An 18,490-nucleotide genomic window follows, 5' to 3' on the forward strand; every position below is an offset into this window, starting at 1 on the left:
AATGCCTTTGGAGCTGCACTCTATCTATTTTGTATCGCTTTATTTGTGTCTAGCGCATTGATGTATGTGGTCGAACATGAAGTTCAGCCAGAGAATTTTTCATCAATACCAACAACGATGTGGTGGTCAATAATTACACTGACGACTGTTGGTTATGGTGATGTGTCCCCAATGACGTCACTTGGCAAACTCGTAGGGGCGGCAACCGCGATCATGGGTATATGTGTTGTGGCCCTGCTGACTGGTATTGTTGCCACAGCCTTTGCCAATCAAGTTGCACGCCGCAAAGATATATTTGAGGCTGAGATCGTACATGCGCTTGCTGATGGCATAATTTCACAAGAAGAACATGAGCGTATAAAGCAAATGCAGACCGACTTAGGGTTGTCCGATGAACATGCAAAAGCCCTTATAGAACTATTAAGCGAACGAGGCACTGCTAAGACTGACTAAGTTCAGGTTTTTACCAATATTCGTTGCGTGATGATAATGCCATAAAACAACTTGGCATGATTAATGCACTCATGTCTGCATAGTAACTCTTGGTAAAATTATTCAAGGAGAGAAACCATGCAGGACAGATTTGATAGTGATTTAGACGCGCGCGCTTTTGATGCCGTAGCCGATCATTTTGCCAATCATGAGTTGCAGGCAGATCAGGAATTCACCGCAGAAACGAATACTGGTAATTTGGGTGTTCAGTTTGTGCATTATGATGAAGCTGAGAACACAACCGAAACGGTTACTGTGCCACTTAGCAACTATTTTGCAAATTACGCATCAAGCAGTGAAGAGTTCATCAATACACGCATGGCTGTAGGTGGCAAAGGGGTCTAGACCAGACCCGTTAGCCAAATAAAACTGCCTTTTGCAATCACGTGATGTGATATTTAAGACACGTTTAGCTGGAAGACTTTACTAGCTGGAAGATTAGTTTAGCTAGAAGACTAGATTAGCTAGCCATATTCAGTCGGGCTTGCCGGCGCCGTTCAGAAGATGACGGTATTCTTAACATATCACGATATTTAGCTACGGTACGCCGGGCTAATTTTACCCCCTTCTTGGCAACCAAAGCGGCAATCGCATCATCACTTAGCGGTTTGCCGCTGGTCTCGCCACCGACTATTTCTTTAATCATATTGCGAACCGCAGCCGCTGCCGTGCCGTCGCCTGAATCCGTGGTGGCAATAGATACACTGAAGAAAGACTTAAGTGCGAAACATCCCTTTGGGGTTGAGATTGTCAGCCCGCTTGTTACACGACTTACAGTGCTTTCATGCATTCCTACAGCTTCGGCAACATCTTTAAGTGCCAATGGCTTTAAGGCGGCTAATCCATGCACAAGAAATTCACTTTGGTGGCGGATCACCTCTCCGCTAATTTTTAAAGTTGTCGAATTCCTTTGTTCAAGAGCCCGCTTTAACCAGCGTGCTGATCCTAGCGCTTCTCCTGCAAAATTCTTGGCTTCATCCTTTTTGACGCCCCGGCTGGTACTGGCAACTTTATTGCCATAATCTTCATCAATGACCAAAGACGGCAATGTTGATCGGTTCAAATCGACAACCCAACCCATTTTACCCCTTGTGACGACCACATCAGGGGCACTGGCAATGAACTGGTTACTCTCAAAACCTTCGCCAGGCTTTGGATTAAATTCACGAATACGCCCAAGTATGTCACCAATGTCAGAAACATCGCATTTTGCCTTGCGTGCTAGCCATTGCATATCGCCACGGCCAAGAACATCCAGATTGTCCAGTATCAAAGCCATTGTTTCACATAGAACACCTTGCTCACGCGCCTGAATGTAAAGGCATTCAGCCAAATCGCGGGCAAAAACACCCTCAGGTTCAAGTGTCTGTAAAACAGCCAATACGTCTTCGACATCATCAATCGTACATGTACACATGTCCGCTACATCGTCAACTGACCGGCCAAGCCATCCACTTGGCTCTAGGGCGTCTGTCAATTCATATGCAATGAAACGTTGTTTGGTGTCGGTGATAGTGAGATCAACCTGACGCAAAATAAATTCGCGCAAGCTGGCAGGACGGTCAGCAACTAAACCTGCAAGGTCATCCCAATCGCTGTCGATAGCAGCCTTTGCGCCGGTAGCCGAACGACCAAGATCAAGGCCTTCTGAACTAAACCGATTTTCAAGATCGCTATGCGCGGTGGGATCATCCGCAAGGGCTGTTCCATTTTCAATCGAAGACGACAAATCAGTTGTATCGTGACCATTATCAGCATCAGAAAACGCATCATGTGCAGTCTCAGATGAATGTAGGTCTGCGTCACTAGTGTTCGTTTTTTCACCTTCATTTGATTTGTCAGGTGAAGACACTTCAACAAAGGGATTATCAAGCACCTGTTCTTCTAAAAACGCGGCGATGTCCATATTTGTCATTTGCAACAATTTGATTGCCTGTTGCAACTGTGGCGTCATAACCAAAGATTGCTTTTGCTTCAAATTTACTGATGGCATTAACTGCATAGTTACCTCCCTGTTGAAAGCACTATGCGAGTCAAAAATGAAGCTTGCAAAACTTCTATTTGACAGGGGGCAGTGTCACTTTTTCGACAAAAAGGTTACACGTAAACAGTCAGTTATGTGATTTCAGATTTCTTTTAAAAGCCACCTGTCAACAAACAGACAGGAATATTGCGTCATTTTGATGCATGATCGGAACAAGATGGCATGATTATTGTAGTGGTCGTATTAACCATATAAGCTATACCTAATTATAGATGTACTGTTGAAGGACGAAGATGATTTCTCTTAGCCGCCTAAAGCCAACCAGAGGTAGCGTCTGTCACCGTTGTCAATTTATACGAGCCTTCATAATGATGGCTTTGATGATTGTAATTGTTGGCCTAACAGCCGGCGACAAGGCTGTTCATCTGCGTGTTGTTACAACCGAACGGGTTGCAGCCGTCATTTGTATCGGCGGTAGCATCATGTTTTTATTCAAGCTTCTATTTTGGTGGCTTGACCGGCGAGACGCAAATAACGAACTTAACGACGATCACGAACAAGGCGAACGGCTAGCTGCTGATACGGGAAAAAACGGCCATATGTAAGCCCTGTTGCAAAATTGACTGACCAGATGTGACGCTTAGCAAATTTGTTTATCTGACCTGTCCAATATGGCACTACGTCTGTTGCAGGAAACATATCTGCATCAATTTTAGGGGGGCCACATTCATTGCATACCAGCCCCTCAAGCTCGACGCGACTTGGCAAACGCCATTCCCCGCCAAGTTGTTCATTTGCCTGTTCTATAGCCTGAGCAATCATTTCATGATTAAGCGAAAGCACCTCGCCAGTACATGTTTCGCCGTTCCAGCGCTGGCCGATGCTGCAACGCAACCAGTCAACCCCGTGTCTTAGGTCAACAACAATATGATCGCGAGCCATGAACAAAGTTGCCTGAGCATTATTGGCAAACCCCGCACCAAAAAATAATAGCATTATAGACAATACATATAGTCGATTTCGCATTTGCTCACGCATGTGATCTCCTTACGTAATCTCACTGTTGTATTCCTAAAATATAAGAATACACTTATTTAGTGACGCGTTAAACATTGTTATGTGCATAAAACGTGCCGCCAAACGTGCTGATAATGACAAAATGTCTAAGTTGGTACGGTAATTGCTATGACTCGGGGGTATGCATGCCCATTTTAAAGGTGGAATAAACTTATGGATTTAGCTTCTCTTATAGGAATACTTGGTGCCATCGGCATGATTATGTGGGCTATGCTATCTGGTGGTGGCCTCGGCACTTTTATTGATACACCATCAGTTTTAATTGTGTTTGGCGGCACTTTCTTTGCTGTTATGTACACAACGCCCCTAGCAACATTTCTAGGAAGCTTTGGCGTCATGGGAAAGGCTTTTCTTCCGCCCATTAAAAAGCAGGAAGACCTAATTGAGCGCATGGTTGAACTGGCCGGAATTGCCCGTAAAGACGGCATGATGGCGCTTGAGGGTCAGGAAGTGCCCGACAAGTTTTTCTCCAAAGGCATGCAGATGCTGGTTGATGGTGCTGACGAAACCAAACTTACCGCCCAGCTGACGCAAGAAATCAAGGCCATGAAGATGCGCCATGAGGCCAATCAAAATGTTGTGAAAGCCTGGATCGATATTGCCCCTGCTATGGGCATGATCGGTACATTGGTTGGTTTGGTGTTGATGCTGGGTAACATGGCGGATCCAAAAGCTATTGGCCCGGCTATGGCTGTTGCCTTGCTGACAACGCTATATGGCGCTTTTATCGCGAATGTTCTTTTTTCGCCGATGCTTACCAAGCTCGAAGGCTATACAACATATGAAACCATCTATCGTGAAATGGTTGTTGCAGGATTGCGCAACATTGCCCGAGGTGAGTCTCCGCGGAACATTCAGGATCAACTAGTCTCTAACCTGCCACCTAAGCTTCAGGCGAAGCTTGAGGAAGCTGTATAGCGCTTTGCAATAGTGACGCGCTTATAAAGCAATGAATGGCACGGCTAAGAAGGATTTGAACGATGGCTGAAGAAACAGAAGAAGTCGAAGAGAAGGAAGAGGAAGACTGTCCTAAATGTCCTCCTGTCGGGGCGCCAGCATGGATGGCTACCTTTGCCGATATGGCGACATTGTTGATGGCGTTCTTCGTTCTTATTCTGTCTTTTGCGGAATTTAACGTGCCAAAATTCAAGCAGATTTCGGGTTCATTAAAAAATGCCTTTGGTGTGCAACGCACCGTGCCCATTGTCGAACAGCCAAAAGGCACCACCATTCTATCGTTGAATTTCAGCCCAAATCCAGCGCCATCGGCGACCAACCAGATGAACCAGGAAACAACAAAAGATACGCAGCCTGATTTGGATATTAAGAATAAAGATAAAGATGATGATGGCGGCGATAGCGAAAGTGCCGAAGATATTGTAAAGGCACTGGAAGAGGCCATCGCGCGCGGTGAGATTGAGGTCGAGTCCCTTGGTGAGAAAGTTGTGGTGAATTTCACCCCTACCGATGCGCCAGAAGAAAATATGCCACAGCTTTTGAAAGAAACCTTGAATGCGATTGAGCAGGCTAAGGATGCCGCCGGCAAATCTGACGCTGAAGTTCTTTTTGGTGGGCTGGAGGAACAGCTTGAAAAAATGCTAGCCGCGGCTGAATCTGCCAGCGCGAGCCAGTCTCAGTCTGAAGCCGAAACTGCCGAAGCGCAAGAACAGCAGGAAAAACAAAATGCCGAAGCCGAAATTGCTGAAGATGAGCTGAAAGTCGCCTTGCGTCAGGAAATTGGCCAAGGGCTTGTGGCGGTCGAACGCGAGGAAGACCGTGTCCTTATTACTGTTGGATCAGGTGGTGCCTTTGCTTCGGGGTCAGCCGAGCTTACAGCTGATGCGAAAGAAATAATGCAACAAATCGCAAAGGTGAGCGCGGGTGGCTCAAGCTCTATCAATGTATCAGGTCACACGGATAATGTGCCATTGATCTTTGGATCACAGTTCCGCGACAATTGGGATCTGGCCGCCGCACGTGCATCAAGCGTTGTGCAAGCGCTTGAAGATAGTGGTCAGGTGCCAGGTAACCGTATGCAGGCTGTCAGCTTTGGCGAGTCCAAACCGCTGGAAAGCAATGATACATCCGATGGGCGTGCTTTGAACCGCCGCATCGAAATTGAGATTAATTACTAGGTCATTCACCTGCTAGCCTTCCTGTCTTCTGGGGCGTGTTCCATTGGATCACATTCCTCTTCCGGTGGGGCAGATGCGTCTTCTGGCGTTAGCAGATACAGTCCAACATGTTCCAGCCATCATCCTATGCAAGGGTGATGGTTTGTCATTTGTGTGACCTATTGTGTTGCGTGGGCGTGGGCGGTGGGTATGGAGCTTTGTCGAAATGGACATAACGATACGGTGGGCATATGTGACCTCAGCCACACAATGCAGAACCATATTCAAGACAAGCATCCAGATAACGTGACCGAGCGTGATCGAACACTAGCGAATGTGCCCAAGGTTTAAGGTTTCATAGGCGCTGGAAGAGTATCATCATCCCCGCAACAGGCCGTGACTGTCAGCGTTTAGGCTGTGTTATATATGTATTTGATATAGCCAGATTAGCAGCAAGCTAAGCGTATTGATTGATGATAAAGATCATCTTGTCCTTGGACGGCGGCGTTTCTTAACAGGCGCATCATCAACCGGAACAGGCCCGATTTCACTATCTATAAAATCGCATTTGGGATCAATTTTACGACATATTTCCTGTACTTCGCGTAATGACCGCGCAGCAATTACCAGCCACATTTGCCGCTCTTTGAAAAGGCTGAAGCTTCGTCTAAGCGGGACTTGTGCCTTTTTGAAATAGAGAGACAGCAATATGTAAGCGATCACAAACAGCACCCAATGGACGCTCAGGGTTACACCATAAATCAAGGTCACTGCCAGCAATGCTTCCCAGAGCCGATTTTGCATAAGCCATATTACCGGTATGAACAGAACAACATCAGACGGCCGCGTATCAATGATTTCTGTTTTGCGTTTCATATCGCGCAGCACTTCAAACATCACGTAATCGTCAGGATGACCTATATCCGCCGTCTTAAAGTCATTATTAATGGCTTCGGATATTTCGGGCTTGGAATATTCTAATGTGCAGCCAAGAGGACCACGCACAATGATGTTATATACAATCCCCTTGCGCCAGATTGTAAGCATGACAGATTTATCATTTTCAAGCTCAAACAGAATGTCCAGGAATGTGTCAATATCACCGTGATACGCCTTTGCATCAATGGCAACAATCGCATCTTCTTTTTGCAGGCGAAGTGTTCGAGAGCGCGAAATCGTACCAATTTCAGCGATAGATAAAAAACTGTTACGCGGTGCTTGATCCTGTGGGCTGGCAGCGCCTGTGTCACTAACAGTATCCGGGTTTGGGCTTGCCTCATACCCAAAGGCGCCCTTTGACGCTTGGCCATTAGGCGACTGGCCAGTTTGGTTCCTGTCAGCACTGGTGTCGTTTTGATTCATCGGATGGCCTTAGGTGCATAGCACGCAAAATAAGGATTCATGTCAGAACCCTTCTTTGCCGCTGTTCGATCACGGATAGCTGACCTTATTATCTTTTGCCTTAAACTGCGCAAGAATCTGTTGGTTTTGTCCTGACAACCCTTCTAAATGGTTGGCAAGCATTGCCTGATTGGCGGATACTTGGCTAAGCACTTCGTTGCTTGCCATGCTTCGTGCCAATGAGTCCATAGCACCTTCGTTTGATTTTGCCAGCTGGGCCATCTGTTTGGTGATTTTGCTTGTCTGACTGCCCATTTCATTGGCGATACCATTGGTAATCGCTTTGGCAAGCTTGTCATTATCAGCAGACATTTTTTCGTTACTATCACGCATACTAGCTATGACTTCGCGGTTTGAATCGATAATCGTTGTCCGCAAGGTATCAAGATCTGCAATCAGCGTTTTATTCAACGAAACGAGCTCTTGCTGGGCTTCCAACGACACTTTTAGCTTATCCAGCGAGCTGTTCATCGTATCCACATTCTCAGCAAATACGACCAAAGCTTCACGACTTGTCGTGGTCATTGTTGTCAGATCAGACAGCGTTCTGAAATAAATAAGTGACGCGAAAATCAACGCCGCCACCGCGGCAACCATTGAACTGGCAAATATAATTGCTGTATAGCGATGAATCATCTTGATTGACCCTTCCAGTTTTTTGTTTTCACGCTTAATTTTATTAAATTCAGACGATACGTCTGTAGCAGCATCTGCTGCATCTAGCGCGATTTTGATGCTTTCCTGCACCGCATTATATTCGCTGCTCATAACTGTCTCCTGACGAATTAGGACGAAGAACGACGCCTAACAGGCGCCTTCCTCGACTGAAAGTAAGCACATTTCATGCCAGTTGCCTCAAAAACGTGCCGTGATGGTAAAAATTGTCCCTTAAATCCGAATTTCTGGCATCCATATGGCCGACCACGCTCATGCGTGATGAAATGGAATTTGCATTCAAAGCAATTTGGCTGTTGCACGGGCTTGTCATGTTTCTTAAGCGTCATTTCTTCTGCCTCTGACCTTGATCAAACATATTGGCAATTGAAAATCTTGCCCCTCCCAGAAAGCATAGAAACGAAGCGACAAAGATCAGAATTGTTTTATAAAGGGGCTCAGCTTCATCAAGCGACGCCAGACCATGCACAAAAGCAGCAGCCGAAACACCATAGAAGCATACAGTACTTATCATCTCTCCTAAACTTCTATGCGTACGACGTGCCATTACTCTGCATCCTTACTAATTTTACCATGCTCATCAAAACGCAGATCTTCTGGCAGATCGATATCCGGCATGCCAAGCGTTTCACCATTATCAATGCGATAAATATAGGCCAAGGCGATGGCAACAGCATTATATAATTTTTCGCTAATTTCACTGCCAATTTCACTGGTAAAGAATAAAGCACGAGCAAGTAGTGGGCTACGCATGATTGTAATGCTTGCATCATTTCCACGTTCGATGATTTGCTCTGCAATCCGCCCCTTACCCATAGCCAAAACCACGGGTGCGCCAGCCTCACCCGCAACATATTTAAGCGCGACGGCAAAATGTGTTGGGTTGGTGATAATAGCTGTAGCGTCTGAAACATTTTCAAGCGACTCGCGTTGCTGACTGGATGCTTGTGATTGCTCCATCTGCATGCGACGAATTTTAGCTTTAACTTCAGGTGAACCTTCGGTTTGTTTATGTTCGTCCTTCTGTTCCTGGCGGCTCATTTTGAGCTTTTTGTTATGTGAGTAGCTTTGCCATGAATAATCAATCGCAGCGATAATAAAAAGCACGACCAACATTGCCCCAAGAAGCGCGGGAAACACGTCACCCATTTTTGACATGGCACCGTTAAGGGTACCTTCAGATAAACGCAAAATACTGGGAAGCTGGCTATAGATAAGTAAGCCGGCGGTGCCAAACAAAAGCACGACTTTTAATATCGATTTTCCAAGCTCAACAAGCGATTTAGCCGAAAACATGCGCTTCATACCCGCGATGGGATCAATACGGTTAGGTTTGAATGCCAACGACTTGGGTGCAAAATTAACGCCGCCAACGGCAAGCTGCGTGAACAAAGTAACAATCATCATCGGCACGCCAATGATGATTGATACAATGATAATCATCCAGAATGACTGTACTAGCTTGCCAAAAGCCAATGTGTCGATCTGATCGGCGTGATCCCAGCGGAATAAGGTACCCCAATGCGTCAAACCTGCTGATGAGACTGAAGACAGTCCCATGAACAGAACAACACCCATGGCCAATGTTGTGAATACAAAGGCTTCTTTTGAAGATAATACTTGGCCATCTTCACGGGCTTTTTCGAGTTTCCGTTCGGAGGGGTCTTCGGTCTTTTCCTGCCCATCATTGGATTCTTCAGCCATTTGCCAAATTCTCCATCATTGTTTGCACATCGCCAATCGCATTAAACACTAAATCTGACATGTTGCTTGAAAGGGTTCCTGCTGAAAAATACAGGACGATAAAGACGCCCAACATCGAGATTGGGAAACCAAACGAAAATAGATTTAGCTGAGGTGCCGAGCGCGTGATCACGCCAATCGACACATTGATCATAAGTAAAACGATCACAACAGGAAGCATAATGATGGCACCGACAAAGAACATCGATCCAGCGGCACTTATACCAGCTTCAACAAGAACGCCCATATCCGGAACATGCCCAAGTGGCATAATACTGTAAGATTTAAGCATTATGCTGATAACCAGAAGATGCCCATCCAGAGACAGAAAAATGACAGTCAAAAATAAATATAATATCTGGCTGACAACGGGCGTTTGGCCACCTGTTGATGGATCAACTTGTGCGGCAAAACCAAGACCAGCTGTTGAGGCTATTTTTTCACCAGCAAGAAGTGCGCCTGCAAACCATATTGTCAAAATCAGACCGGCTGCCAAGCCTATTGTGATCTCGCTTGCCATAATCACAATGCCTGGCAAAGACGTAATGATATTGACGTCAATTGGCTGAACGTGTCCAGCGACACTCATGGCCAACATAAAGGACATTATAATTCTTATCTGTAATGGCATCCACCGTGCGCCAAACATAGGCGACGAAATCATGAATGCGCCAATTCTGAGGCTTGCAACTAAATATTGTAGTAAGCCTGTCACAATCCACTGCAAATCCATGCCGGGCAGAGCAACCATATTTTGGGTGACAAGAGGGAGCATTATAACACTTAACTGATGGTAGCAATTTGATCAAAGATGAAGGCGAAATAGTCAGATAGTTGTGCCAGCATAAAGCTGGACACCAATCCAAAGGTAAGCATTACGATAACCAGTTTCGGAACAAAGCTGAGGGTTTGCTCGTTAATAGAGGTGGCGGCTTGAAAAATACCAATCAACAAACCAATTGCGAGGGCAACCCCAAGAAGGGGACCTGCGGCAATAATGATCTGCCAAAATGCAATGCGCAGAAATTCTACATTTGAGTCAAAATCCATAATCAGCATTCCTATTCTTTAAAGTGATAAGTAGGGCAATATCCGCGTTATGATCCGGAATAGGTAGCTACCAGGGAACCGACTGTCATCGCCCAGCCATCGACCAGAACGAACAATAAAAGCTTGAAAGGTAATGCAACTAGCATCGGGCTAAGCATCATCATACCTAATGACATCAAAATTGACGCAATCACCATATCGATTACCAAAAATGGCAAAAACAACAGAAAGCCAATCTGAAAAGCCGTTTTCAATTCGGATGTGATGAATGCTGGCAATAGAACTGTTAATGGCACATCTTTGGGATCTTCATAGGTTGTATCGCCAGCCATTTCAGTGAACATGACCAGATCAGTTACACGCGTATTTTGGACCAGAAAATCCTTCATAATATTGGTGCCGTCTGAAATTGCCGTTTCCATCGGCATGGTGCCATCCATATAGGGAGACAGCGCAGAGTCATTCAGCTGGGTAAATGTTGGTGCCATAATGAAGAATGTCAAAAATAGAGCAATCGCAACAAGCACCTGATTAGGTGGCGTTTGCTGAGTACCCATTGCCTGACGTAAAATTGATAAAACTATGATGATGCGCGTGAAGGAGGTCATGCCTAAAACAAGCGACGGCAACACTGTCAGCGCCGTCATTAGCGCCAATATTTGCAATGACAATGAATAGGTTGATGAGCCGTCTTCGCCACCTGTTATATTGAAGGCTGGCAGACCCGGCGGTGTGTCGCCAACAAGCTGGGCTTCAGCACCACTCATCACACCACATAATGAAAGTATAGCAATAGGCAGGGACGTTATAAGGATGCGCATGATACGGGTCATTCTTCTAATCCTAATTTTGGGTTACGAAGGCGCGCTTGCTTTATAGCTGCGGAAATAGGGTTTTCCTCGGCATCTAGCGTCTCAGCCTTGATTGTTTGAGACGCTGGTTTTGCTGTCGGAATCGATGGGGTGGATTTAGGTGGTTGTGTAGGCGGCGGGGCGGGTTTTTGCACCACTGGCTTTGAAGTAACTACGTTTTTGTCCAATTGGACAATTGTGCCTGGCTGCCCTTTTGCCGTAAAAATCAGAAATGTTGTGCCTGCAACATCGACAAGCCGCAAACGTTCATGCGGCGACATAGACATTTCTTCAATGAGATGTATGCGTTTTTCTTGCTGAAACCGTTTTTTAATTCCACCACGAAATTTACGTACGATAATCAATAGCAAAAGCATTAGCGTCAGAAACGCTAGGGTAATAAGCCCCTGCTCAGTTGTTATTGTTGTCAGCGTCATAACCTGTCTCCGCCCTGAATGAATATTCATTTCAAACAAGGCAAAGACCGTGCCAGACGCACGTTATGACATTTATTTTATTATAAGGCGTTGTTTTTAAATGTTTTAAAAAGGTGCCAGATCAATGTTTCTACAGGGATGTCGCCTGTATAATTACCAAAATAAGCTGGCATGGATTTATGTCGAAAAATTGACAGCGCTTTATAGCGTTTCCATCCGCTTTTCAGGTGCAACAATTTCAGAGAACCGAATACCAAAGCGTTCACCAACCATGACCACTTCACCTTTGGCAATCATTGTGCCATTCGCCAGAATATCAAGCGGGTCACCTGCCAAACGATCCAATTCGATCACTGAACCTTCATTCAACCTAAGCAAATCACGGATTTTGATCTCGGCACTGCCAACTTCGACTGTCAGACTGACATCGATATTTTCAAGAACACGCATATTTTCCATACTGATACGTTCATCAGTGGCTGCATTATTGGCAACTGGCGCTTCGGCTTCTTCAACAACATTTTCTGGTTCGTCAGACATCTAATTATCCTCTCTTAACACGGATCCAGCATGAATATGCCAGGATTTACCGCTACGACTATTCAACTATGCGCGATGTCAGGTTAATGGCAGATTGCCCCCCAACTTCTCCCATTTCTCCATAATAAAAGCGACGTTCGTCCATCAAAACTTCAACACCGTCGCCAATCTGGATTGGGAACACATCACCTTCTTGCAACCGAATAAGCTTGCTCATCGACACAACTGGCTCACTCAGTTTGGCTTTCATTTTGATTGGAATATCAAGAACTGCATGTTCCATCCGGTCACGCCAACTTTGGTCATCTTCAATACGGTCTGATTGCACACGAGAGCGTAATTGTGCCGCAATAGGTTTTAGCGTCTGTAATGGATAAATCACATCGAAACTGGCGGCGTCAATGTCGGGCAACTGTACGACAAATGAGCAAATAATGACCAGGTCAGCACCATCAACAAAAGATGCAAACTGGGTGTTAACCTCACTACTTTGATGTGACAGGTTGATCTCCATCAGATCACGCCATGAGTTTTCCAAGGTTTCGTTCAGTCCGCGATTGATCAACTGAATCACGCGTTCCTCGGTAGCGGTGAATTCCGGACGACGCGATTTGTTGCCTTCAATTTTACCGCCATAGTAGGAATTGGTCAGCACCGAAATAAATGTTGGGGCTAGCACTGTAAGCATACTGCCACGCAGTTCTTCGATGCGGCTGATATTCAGGCTCATAAAACTGTCAATACCCGCTGCGTATTCGTCAAAGCTTTTGACTTCGGGCGGGAATGACGAGATACGCGGCTGCACTCGCAACATTGGCAAGAACACAGACCGGGCAAACCGCGCAAAACGTTCATTAATCATGCGAAGTGCATAATAGTCACCAAGGAGCGAAAGATCATCCTCGCCAAACTTGAACGCACGGACATCTGCCATATCACCAACATCCGGGGATGCTGTTGGTGACGCGTCAGAGCCAAGCCCTTCGATAAGGGCGTTGACTTCGTCGCTACTTAATTTACGCGTGGATGCCACGATTACACCTATTCTATGTTAGACGTTTATTGCAATACAAAGGATGTGAAATGTACTTCTGCCACACCCCCGAAGTCTTCGAGACTTACAAGCTTGGCATTCATCGCATCTCGCATTGCGACAGCAAGCTTTTCACGGCCTGCAATACCCTGAACATCCTCTTCGCCAAACTCACTCAGAACGCCAAGAACGACAGAACGAAGCGCAAGTTGATGCGATTCAACCATTTCCATTATGCTGTCGTCATATTGCGTTGAAACGCCCACGCCAACCTGTAGCATTTTACGCGACCCCATAAGGTTTGACGTAAAGGTACCCGGAAATTCGTAATAAATAGTCACGAAGTTTTCAACTTCGGGTGTTTCTTTAGATACACGTTGGGCTGTTTCGTTATCGAGAGCTTCCTGTTCGGCAGCCTCAGCCTCTTGCATCTTTCGTTCTATGATTTCCTCAATCTGCTCGGACGGATCAGGTTGAGCCGCACCAAACAGCATATAGCCCCCGCCAAGGCCTGCGCCAATCAAAACAAATCCGCCTACCACGAATAAGATAATTTTTATAAGAAACCCTTTGGACTTCTTTGGTTCATCATCATTTTCAGCCATCATTCCGTCCTTTGTAGAAATCTATCATCACGCCAAAATATTCAAAACTGTTTTATTGTCATTTTCTAATGTATTTGTCGTTTCTTCGGCATTATCGACCTCACCGCGCATAGTTTGGCTTTGGTTTTTGCCTTTTGCCTGGTCATCATTACCTGAAGAGGTGCCGGTATGGCCTGAATTTGCCTGTCCGCCCAAATTATTATTCTGGTCAAAACCAGACGCGCCTGAGCTATTTGTCTGTAAATTACCAAGCCGAAGTCCAGCTTGATCCAGCATTTGACTCAAGCGGTTTTCGCCCTCGGATAACAATGCCGCAGCAGCGGCCGTTTCGGTGGTAATTTGAATCCGTGTTGCATCGCCATTAAAGCCCAGCTTAACCTGCATCCGGCCAAGTTGCCTTGGTTCAAGCGCGATACGGATTTCGCCGCTGCCATTCTTGATGCTATTTTCAATGCGGCGCACAAAGCCTTGCTGCCACGCCTTATCAGTCATGTTAAGACGATGCGCGGTCATAGTTTGAGAATTGCCGCGCGATGCTTGATCAAAGCCGCCACCATCGCCTTTGTTGCCACCCGATTGAGAGCTAGATTCATTATTGCTCTCATTGGTTTGAATGGTGCCTGCCGAGTCGGTAGCTAGGCGTTGGGTCACTGGCTTTTCGCTATGCATGCGTATCGCGCCATTATCAACGATGATCGATGCCCTTGCCGCCACATCCTTGGCAGGCGCTGGCATGATACCACTTTCGATAACAGTGCTAATCTGGGCTTTATCCTGCTTTGCGGATTGAACCACATCAAATGTCTTTAGCTCTGCCTTTGACTGAACTACCGTATGCGCCTCACTATATGAAACAATATCTGCAGACATTTTTGTTGTTATATGTGGCATTGTTGCGGCTTTACCGGCCAAATCTTGAGCGGTCAAAACGGTATGCGATGCGTCATAAGTGACAAGCGCAACATCTGATTTGCCAATTATGTTTGGCATTGTTGCGGCTTTACCGGCCAAATCCTGAGCAGTCAAAACGGTATGCGGTGCGTCATAAGTGACAAGTGCTTCATCAGATTTGACAATTATGTTTGGCATTGGCGCGGTGTTGTTTAGCTTTGAAAGCTGGTGTGCAGTTAAAACATTATGCGACTCATTATAGGTCACAGCGCCCCCAACAACATTATCCATTATAGCTGGCATTGGCGCGGATTTAGGCGCCATGTCCTGAGTTGTTAGAACGGTATGCGGGACATCATATGTGACAAGGGCGACATTAGATTTGCCAATTATGTTTGGCATCGCGTCATCAGTTAACGGCGTCTTTAACGCCTGGATGCGTGACTGTTTTTCATCCTTTGGAACCACAGCCTGTTTTAGAAAATTCATCAGCTGATGAACAGGTTGCGGACCAGTGTCATAGTTGTTTCGTGAAGGCGCGTTTACTTCCGCTTTCACAAGCGCACGCGCCTTGGCAAATAATTCAGCAGGCACAGCGACGGGAACATTAGGCACATCATAATGATGACCGTTTTTCATCATTGACATTGGTGACCCTATTTTCAAATCAAGTGTTGCTGGGGTATCACTATCAGCATGTGGATCATCAACTGCATCAATCAAACCAACGCTTTGGGCAACCAAAAGTGTTTGCGCCATTGCAAGCGCGCCATCAGAAATTTCAGTTTTACCTGCCGCAAGCGTATCTGGTACTGATTCTGGGTTTGAGGTTTCAGCCAATGGCGTCATAAAACTGTTCATATGCTCGATTAACCGCATATTGCCATCGCCAGATTCTACCGACCCCAAGGGCACCGATGCAATGATGGCTGGCAAAGAGCCAAGGTCTGTATCCAAGGCTGCTAGGTTATCAGCCGACGGTGTGTTCATGGCATCTGGAATATCTGCTGCGGTTTGCATCAAACCAAAAAGCGTTTCAAATAACGCGGCATTATCACTTCCAGGTGAGGAAGTATCTCCATTTCCAGAGGATAGAACCATCCCTGATTTGGCTGATGAATCGATAGTTGTCATACTGCATTTCCTGGCATTTATATTCGGGGACGTTCCCGAAAAAAACTTTCACTGCCTAAGCATTGCAAGTTCGGTGCCAGTCATAAAATATCAGGAAATCTATCTAGCGATCAGCTAATGGACGGTTGATACGCGGTACATCAGATGCCGCCTTTTCTTCGCGCTCTTCGCGCAAGACACGTCGCCGCTCGTCAGCTTTTTCAAGTGAGCGATTATGCCGATGCAAAGCTTCGGCAATGTGTTTTTTTTGGGTGCCAACTTCTTCACTTAGAAAATCTGTGCGGTTTTCTACCGTAACCAGCTGTTCGTGTATTTGTGCACTATACCAATTTGATGACCGGAGTTCACGCACACTTGTTTCACCCTTTTTAATCGCCGTATCATCAACAATCGCCTTTAGCTGGTCTTTAATTGATGTTACCCGCGTCAATTCTTCCTGCAGGGTTTTCATGCCGCGTGCCTTTTGCATCATCAGCATCTTTTCCTTTAAGGCAAGCTTGTCATAAATCGTTTTATCCTTGCCCATTATGCGTTTCTCATCAAACCGATTAACGCATCACGACTCACGGCAAAATCTGATTTTTCAGCTTCTGGCTGCTGGATATGTTTGGTCAAAGCTGGCCATAATTCAACAGCAAGGTCAAGATCTGGGTCTTGACCCGGGCTATATCCACCCATGAGAATAAGATCACGATTTTCCATATAAAGCGAAACCAGACGCCGAAAGCGTGAGGCTGCAGCTTGTTGATCGGCATCAGTTATATCGTTCATAACCCGACTAACCGATGTGGTAACATCAATAGCAGGATAAATACCCATTTGCGCTTGCTGACGTGATAGTAAAATATGACCGTCCAAAATAGCGCGGGCTGTATCGACAACAGGATCATTTGCATCATCACCATCAGCAAGCACGGTATAAATGGCCGTGATTGACCCCTGCCCTTCAACACCGGTACCTGAGCGCTCAATAAGCCTTGGTATCATCGAAACCACCGATGGCGGGTATCCTTTTGATGTTGGCTGTTCACCAAGGGCAAGACCAATTTCACGTCGCGCATGCGCCACACGTGTCAAAGAATCCATAATCAGAAGAACGTTTTTACCCTGATCGCGGAAATATTCGGCAATGGCTGTTGCCCTTTCGGCGCCACGAATACGTAACAGTGGCGATCTATCAGCGGGAACAGCCACTACAGTTGCCCTATCACGAGTTTCACTGCCAAGAATATAGTTTACGAAGCTTCCAACTTCACGTCCACGTTCCCCAATCATGCCAACAACCACAACATCGGCATCAGTAAAACGGCTCATCATGCCAAGCAAAACTGATTTACCAACACCCGAGCCAGCGATAATACCAACACGTTGTCCCTGACCCACCGACAAGATCGAGTTAATGATACGCACCCCGACATCTAATGGTTTATCAACAGGCTTACGTTGTAACGGGTTTAGCTCTTTTCCCATTAATGGCCAGCGCCCATTCAAAGGGGGAAGCGGGCTGTTATCTAGCGGCACACCAAGCGCATCTGTTACCCGCCCCAAAAGACCTTCGCCAACAGCTATCTGGGTGCCATCATCGACAAGTGACACACGCGCACCAACCAGAATTCGGGCCCCATAATCATGAATTGAAAGCAGGTTATTGCCGTTATTAAAACCAATCACCTCAGCCATTGCTGGTGCGTCGCCGTCAGTCGCCACCTCGCAAATGGCGCCAATATTTGCAGGAAACCCATCACACTCGATAATTTGGCCATCATAACGGCTGACATGCCCAAATAAGCTGATTGGTTGATCCAGCTTAACCGCGCTCAAATCAGTCATGATGGCGTCGGTCAAGATGCTCATGTCACGCTGTCATCTGTGTTGTTTGCGTCTTCAGCTTCAGATGTCTTTGAACCTGACACAGCATCGTCATCTATTGCCGGCTCTTCAGTTTCGTCTTTGGCTGATGTGGTTATACTTTTGCCATTATCTTTAGCATCAGCAATTGACGTTTCGTCAGGTCCGCCATCGGTCAAGCTATCTGCATTTGATGTTGCTTGATCACTTTCATCTTTTTGGGCAATTACAGGCGTGTCAGTTGATTCAGTTTCATGCTTTGTATCAGCCGTTTTTTCATCTTCGGTTATTTGGATTTTTGTTCGGTTTGATATTTGATCAACAAGACCAACGCCACCAACTGCCACCCTTACGTCGCCACGCGTCATTGTTTCATCAACAACAAAGTTGCAACCTTTAAGCTTGTCCCGATTTTTTGCCAATGACTTGATAGCGGCAAAATCCTCTTTATTTAGATTTATCGTCGGGCTGGCAGTTTCAGATTTGACCATAGTGATCAAAGTTTCAATACGTTTGGCAAAAGCCTCTGGCATATCTGTAATTGTCTGGCCAGCGCGATCACTTGCCAGTGCCATGACGCGGCTAGCAATCTGTGCACTCAAAGCAGACACATCA

21 protein-coding genes are annotated in these 18,490 nt (G+C 46.0%); 4 read left to right on the top strand and 17 right to left on the bottom strand.

The window, feature by feature from the left end; translation table 11 throughout:
* Together ABNT28_RS05410 and ABNT28_RS05415 are read left to right on the top strand one after the other, a co-directional pair.
* The coding region (locus tag ABNT28_RS05410; RefSeq protein ID WP_348721138.1) for an ion channel at positions 1-453 on the top strand (453 nt) is incomplete at its 5' end.
* 117 nt (positions 454-570) lie between these two features.
* Positions 571-837, top strand: coding sequence for a hypothetical protein (locus tag ABNT28_RS05415; RefSeq protein WP_332923298.1), 267 nt, complete (start codon positions 571-573; stop codon positions 835-837).
* A gap of 115 nt (positions 838-952) precedes the next feature.
* On the opposite strand, the gene rpoN is transcribed toward ABNT28_RS05415, so the two are convergent.
* Both rpoN and ABNT28_RS05425 read right to left on the bottom strand, forming a co-directional pair.
* The gene (gene rpoN, locus ABNT28_RS05420) at positions 953-2,494 is read right to left on the bottom strand and encodes an RNA polymerase factor sigma-54 (protein ID WP_332923299.1); all 1,542 of its coding nucleotides are present in this window, start codon (positions 2,492-2,494) and stop codon (positions 953-955) included.
* A gap of 522 nt (positions 2,495-3,016) precedes the next feature.
* Positions 3,017-3,514 (bottom strand): DUF1566 domain-containing protein, encoded by a 498-nt coding sequence (locus ABNT28_RS05425; protein ID WP_332923300.1) that lies wholly within the window; start codon positions 3,512-3,514, stop codon positions 3,017-3,019.
* Between the two features lie 192 nt (positions 3,515-3,706).
* On the opposite strand from ABNT28_RS05425, the gene ABNT28_RS05430 reads away from it, so the two are divergent.
* Both ABNT28_RS05430 and ABNT28_RS05435 read left to right on the top strand, forming a co-directional pair.
* Positions 3,707-4,471 (top strand): MotA/TolQ/ExbB proton channel family protein, encoded by a 765-nt coding sequence (locus ABNT28_RS05430; RefSeq protein ID WP_332923301.1) that lies wholly within the window; start codon positions 3,707-3,709, stop codon positions 4,469-4,471.
* A gap of 62 nt (positions 4,472-4,533) precedes the next feature.
* Complete coding sequence (locus tag ABNT28_RS05435; protein ID WP_348721139.1) at positions 4,534-5,688, top strand: OmpA family protein; 1,155 nt, start codon at positions 4,534-4,536, stop codon at positions 5,686-5,688.
* A gap of 462 nt (positions 5,689-6,150) precedes the next feature.
* Here the strand turns inward: ABNT28_RS05435 and ABNT28_RS05440 are convergent, their stop codons facing one another.
* The 15 genes from ABNT28_RS05440 to ABNT28_RS05510 form a co-directional block, all read right to left on the bottom strand.
* A complete protein-coding gene (locus ABNT28_RS05440) occupies positions 6,151-7,029 on the bottom strand; it encodes a hypothetical protein (protein WP_332923303.1) in 879 nt (292 codons plus the stop codon).
* 69 nt (positions 7,030-7,098) lie between these two features.
* The gene (locus ABNT28_RS05445; protein ID WP_332923304.1) at positions 7,099-7,836 is read right to left on the bottom strand and encodes a hypothetical protein; all 738 of its coding nucleotides are present in this window, start codon (positions 7,834-7,836) and stop codon (positions 7,099-7,101) included.
* 232 nt (positions 7,837-8,068) lie between these two features.
* Complete coding sequence (locus ABNT28_RS05450; protein ID WP_332923305.1) at positions 8,069-8,290, bottom strand: hypothetical protein; 222 nt, start codon at positions 8,288-8,290, stop codon at positions 8,069-8,071.
* Entirely contained in the window at positions 8,290-9,447 is a 1,158-nt protein-coding gene (gene flhB / locus ABNT28_RS05455) for a flagellar biosynthesis protein FlhB (protein ID WP_348721140.1), read from the bottom strand. Before flhB ends, ABNT28_RS05450 begins: the two co-directional genes overlap by 1 nt.
* A complete protein-coding gene (gene fliR / locus ABNT28_RS05460) occupies positions 9,440-10,261 on the bottom strand; it encodes a flagellar biosynthetic protein FliR (RefSeq protein WP_332923307.1) in 822 nt (273 codons plus the stop codon). The genes flhB and fliR overlap by 8 nt, the downstream gene beginning before the upstream one ends.
* Positions 10,262-10,269: 8 nt before the next feature.
* Positions 10,270-10,536, bottom strand: coding sequence for a flagellar biosynthesis protein FliQ (gene fliQ / locus ABNT28_RS05465; RefSeq protein WP_013045693.1), 267 nt, complete (start codon positions 10,534-10,536; stop codon positions 10,270-10,272).
* A gap of 47 nt (positions 10,537-10,583) precedes the next feature.
* Positions 10,584-11,369 (bottom strand): flagellar type III secretion system pore protein FliP, encoded by a 786-nt coding sequence (gene fliP / locus ABNT28_RS05470; protein WP_332923308.1) that lies wholly within the window; start codon positions 11,367-11,369, stop codon positions 10,584-10,586.
* Positions 11,366-11,824, bottom strand: a complete 459-nt coding sequence (locus tag ABNT28_RS05475; protein WP_332923309.1) for a flagellar biosynthetic protein FliO — start codon at positions 11,822-11,824, stop codon at positions 11,366-11,368. Before ABNT28_RS05475 ends, fliP begins: the two co-directional genes overlap by 4 nt.
* A gap of 201 nt (positions 11,825-12,025) precedes the next feature.
* Positions 12,026-12,283: a flagellar motor switch protein FliN gene (gene fliN, locus ABNT28_RS05480; RefSeq protein ID WP_332923324.1), complete on the bottom strand. Its 258-nt coding sequence runs from the start codon at positions 12,281-12,283 to the stop codon at positions 12,026-12,028.
* 139 nt (positions 12,284-12,422) lie between these two features.
* A complete protein-coding gene (gene fliM, locus ABNT28_RS05485) occupies positions 12,423-13,400 on the bottom strand; it encodes a flagellar motor switch protein FliM (protein ID WP_332923325.1) in 978 nt (325 codons plus the stop codon).
* A gap of 23 nt (positions 13,401-13,423) precedes the next feature.
* Positions 13,424-14,002, bottom strand: coding sequence for a flagellar basal body-associated FliL family protein (locus ABNT28_RS05490; protein ID WP_332923310.1), 579 nt, complete (start codon positions 14,000-14,002; stop codon positions 13,424-13,426).
* Positions 14,003-14,029: 27 nt separating this feature from the next.
* Positions 14,030-16,027, bottom strand: coding sequence for a flagellar hook-length control protein FliK (locus ABNT28_RS05495; RefSeq protein WP_332923311.1), 1,998 nt, complete (start codon positions 16,025-16,027; stop codon positions 14,030-14,032).
* Between the two features lie 103 nt (positions 16,028-16,130).
* Complete coding sequence (locus ABNT28_RS05500) at positions 16,131-16,553, bottom strand: hypothetical protein (protein WP_332923312.1); 423 nt, start codon at positions 16,551-16,553, stop codon at positions 16,131-16,133.
* Positions 16,553-17,857, bottom strand: coding sequence for a FliI/YscN family ATPase (locus ABNT28_RS05505; RefSeq protein ID WP_332923326.1), 1,305 nt, complete (start codon positions 17,855-17,857; stop codon positions 16,553-16,555). The genes ABNT28_RS05500 and ABNT28_RS05505 overlap by 1 nt, the downstream gene beginning before the upstream one ends.
* Before the next feature lie 20 nt (positions 17,858-17,877).
* Positions 17,878-18,490 (bottom strand): FliH/SctL family protein (locus ABNT28_RS05510; protein ID WP_348721141.1); only part of this gene is annotated, 613 nt, incomplete at its 5' end.

Origin of the sequence: uncultured Candidatus Puniceispirillum sp. (assembly GCF_963979125.1) — a bacterium.
Lineage (GTDB): Bacteria > Pseudomonadota > Alphaproteobacteria > Puniceispirillales > Puniceispirillaceae > Puniceispirillum.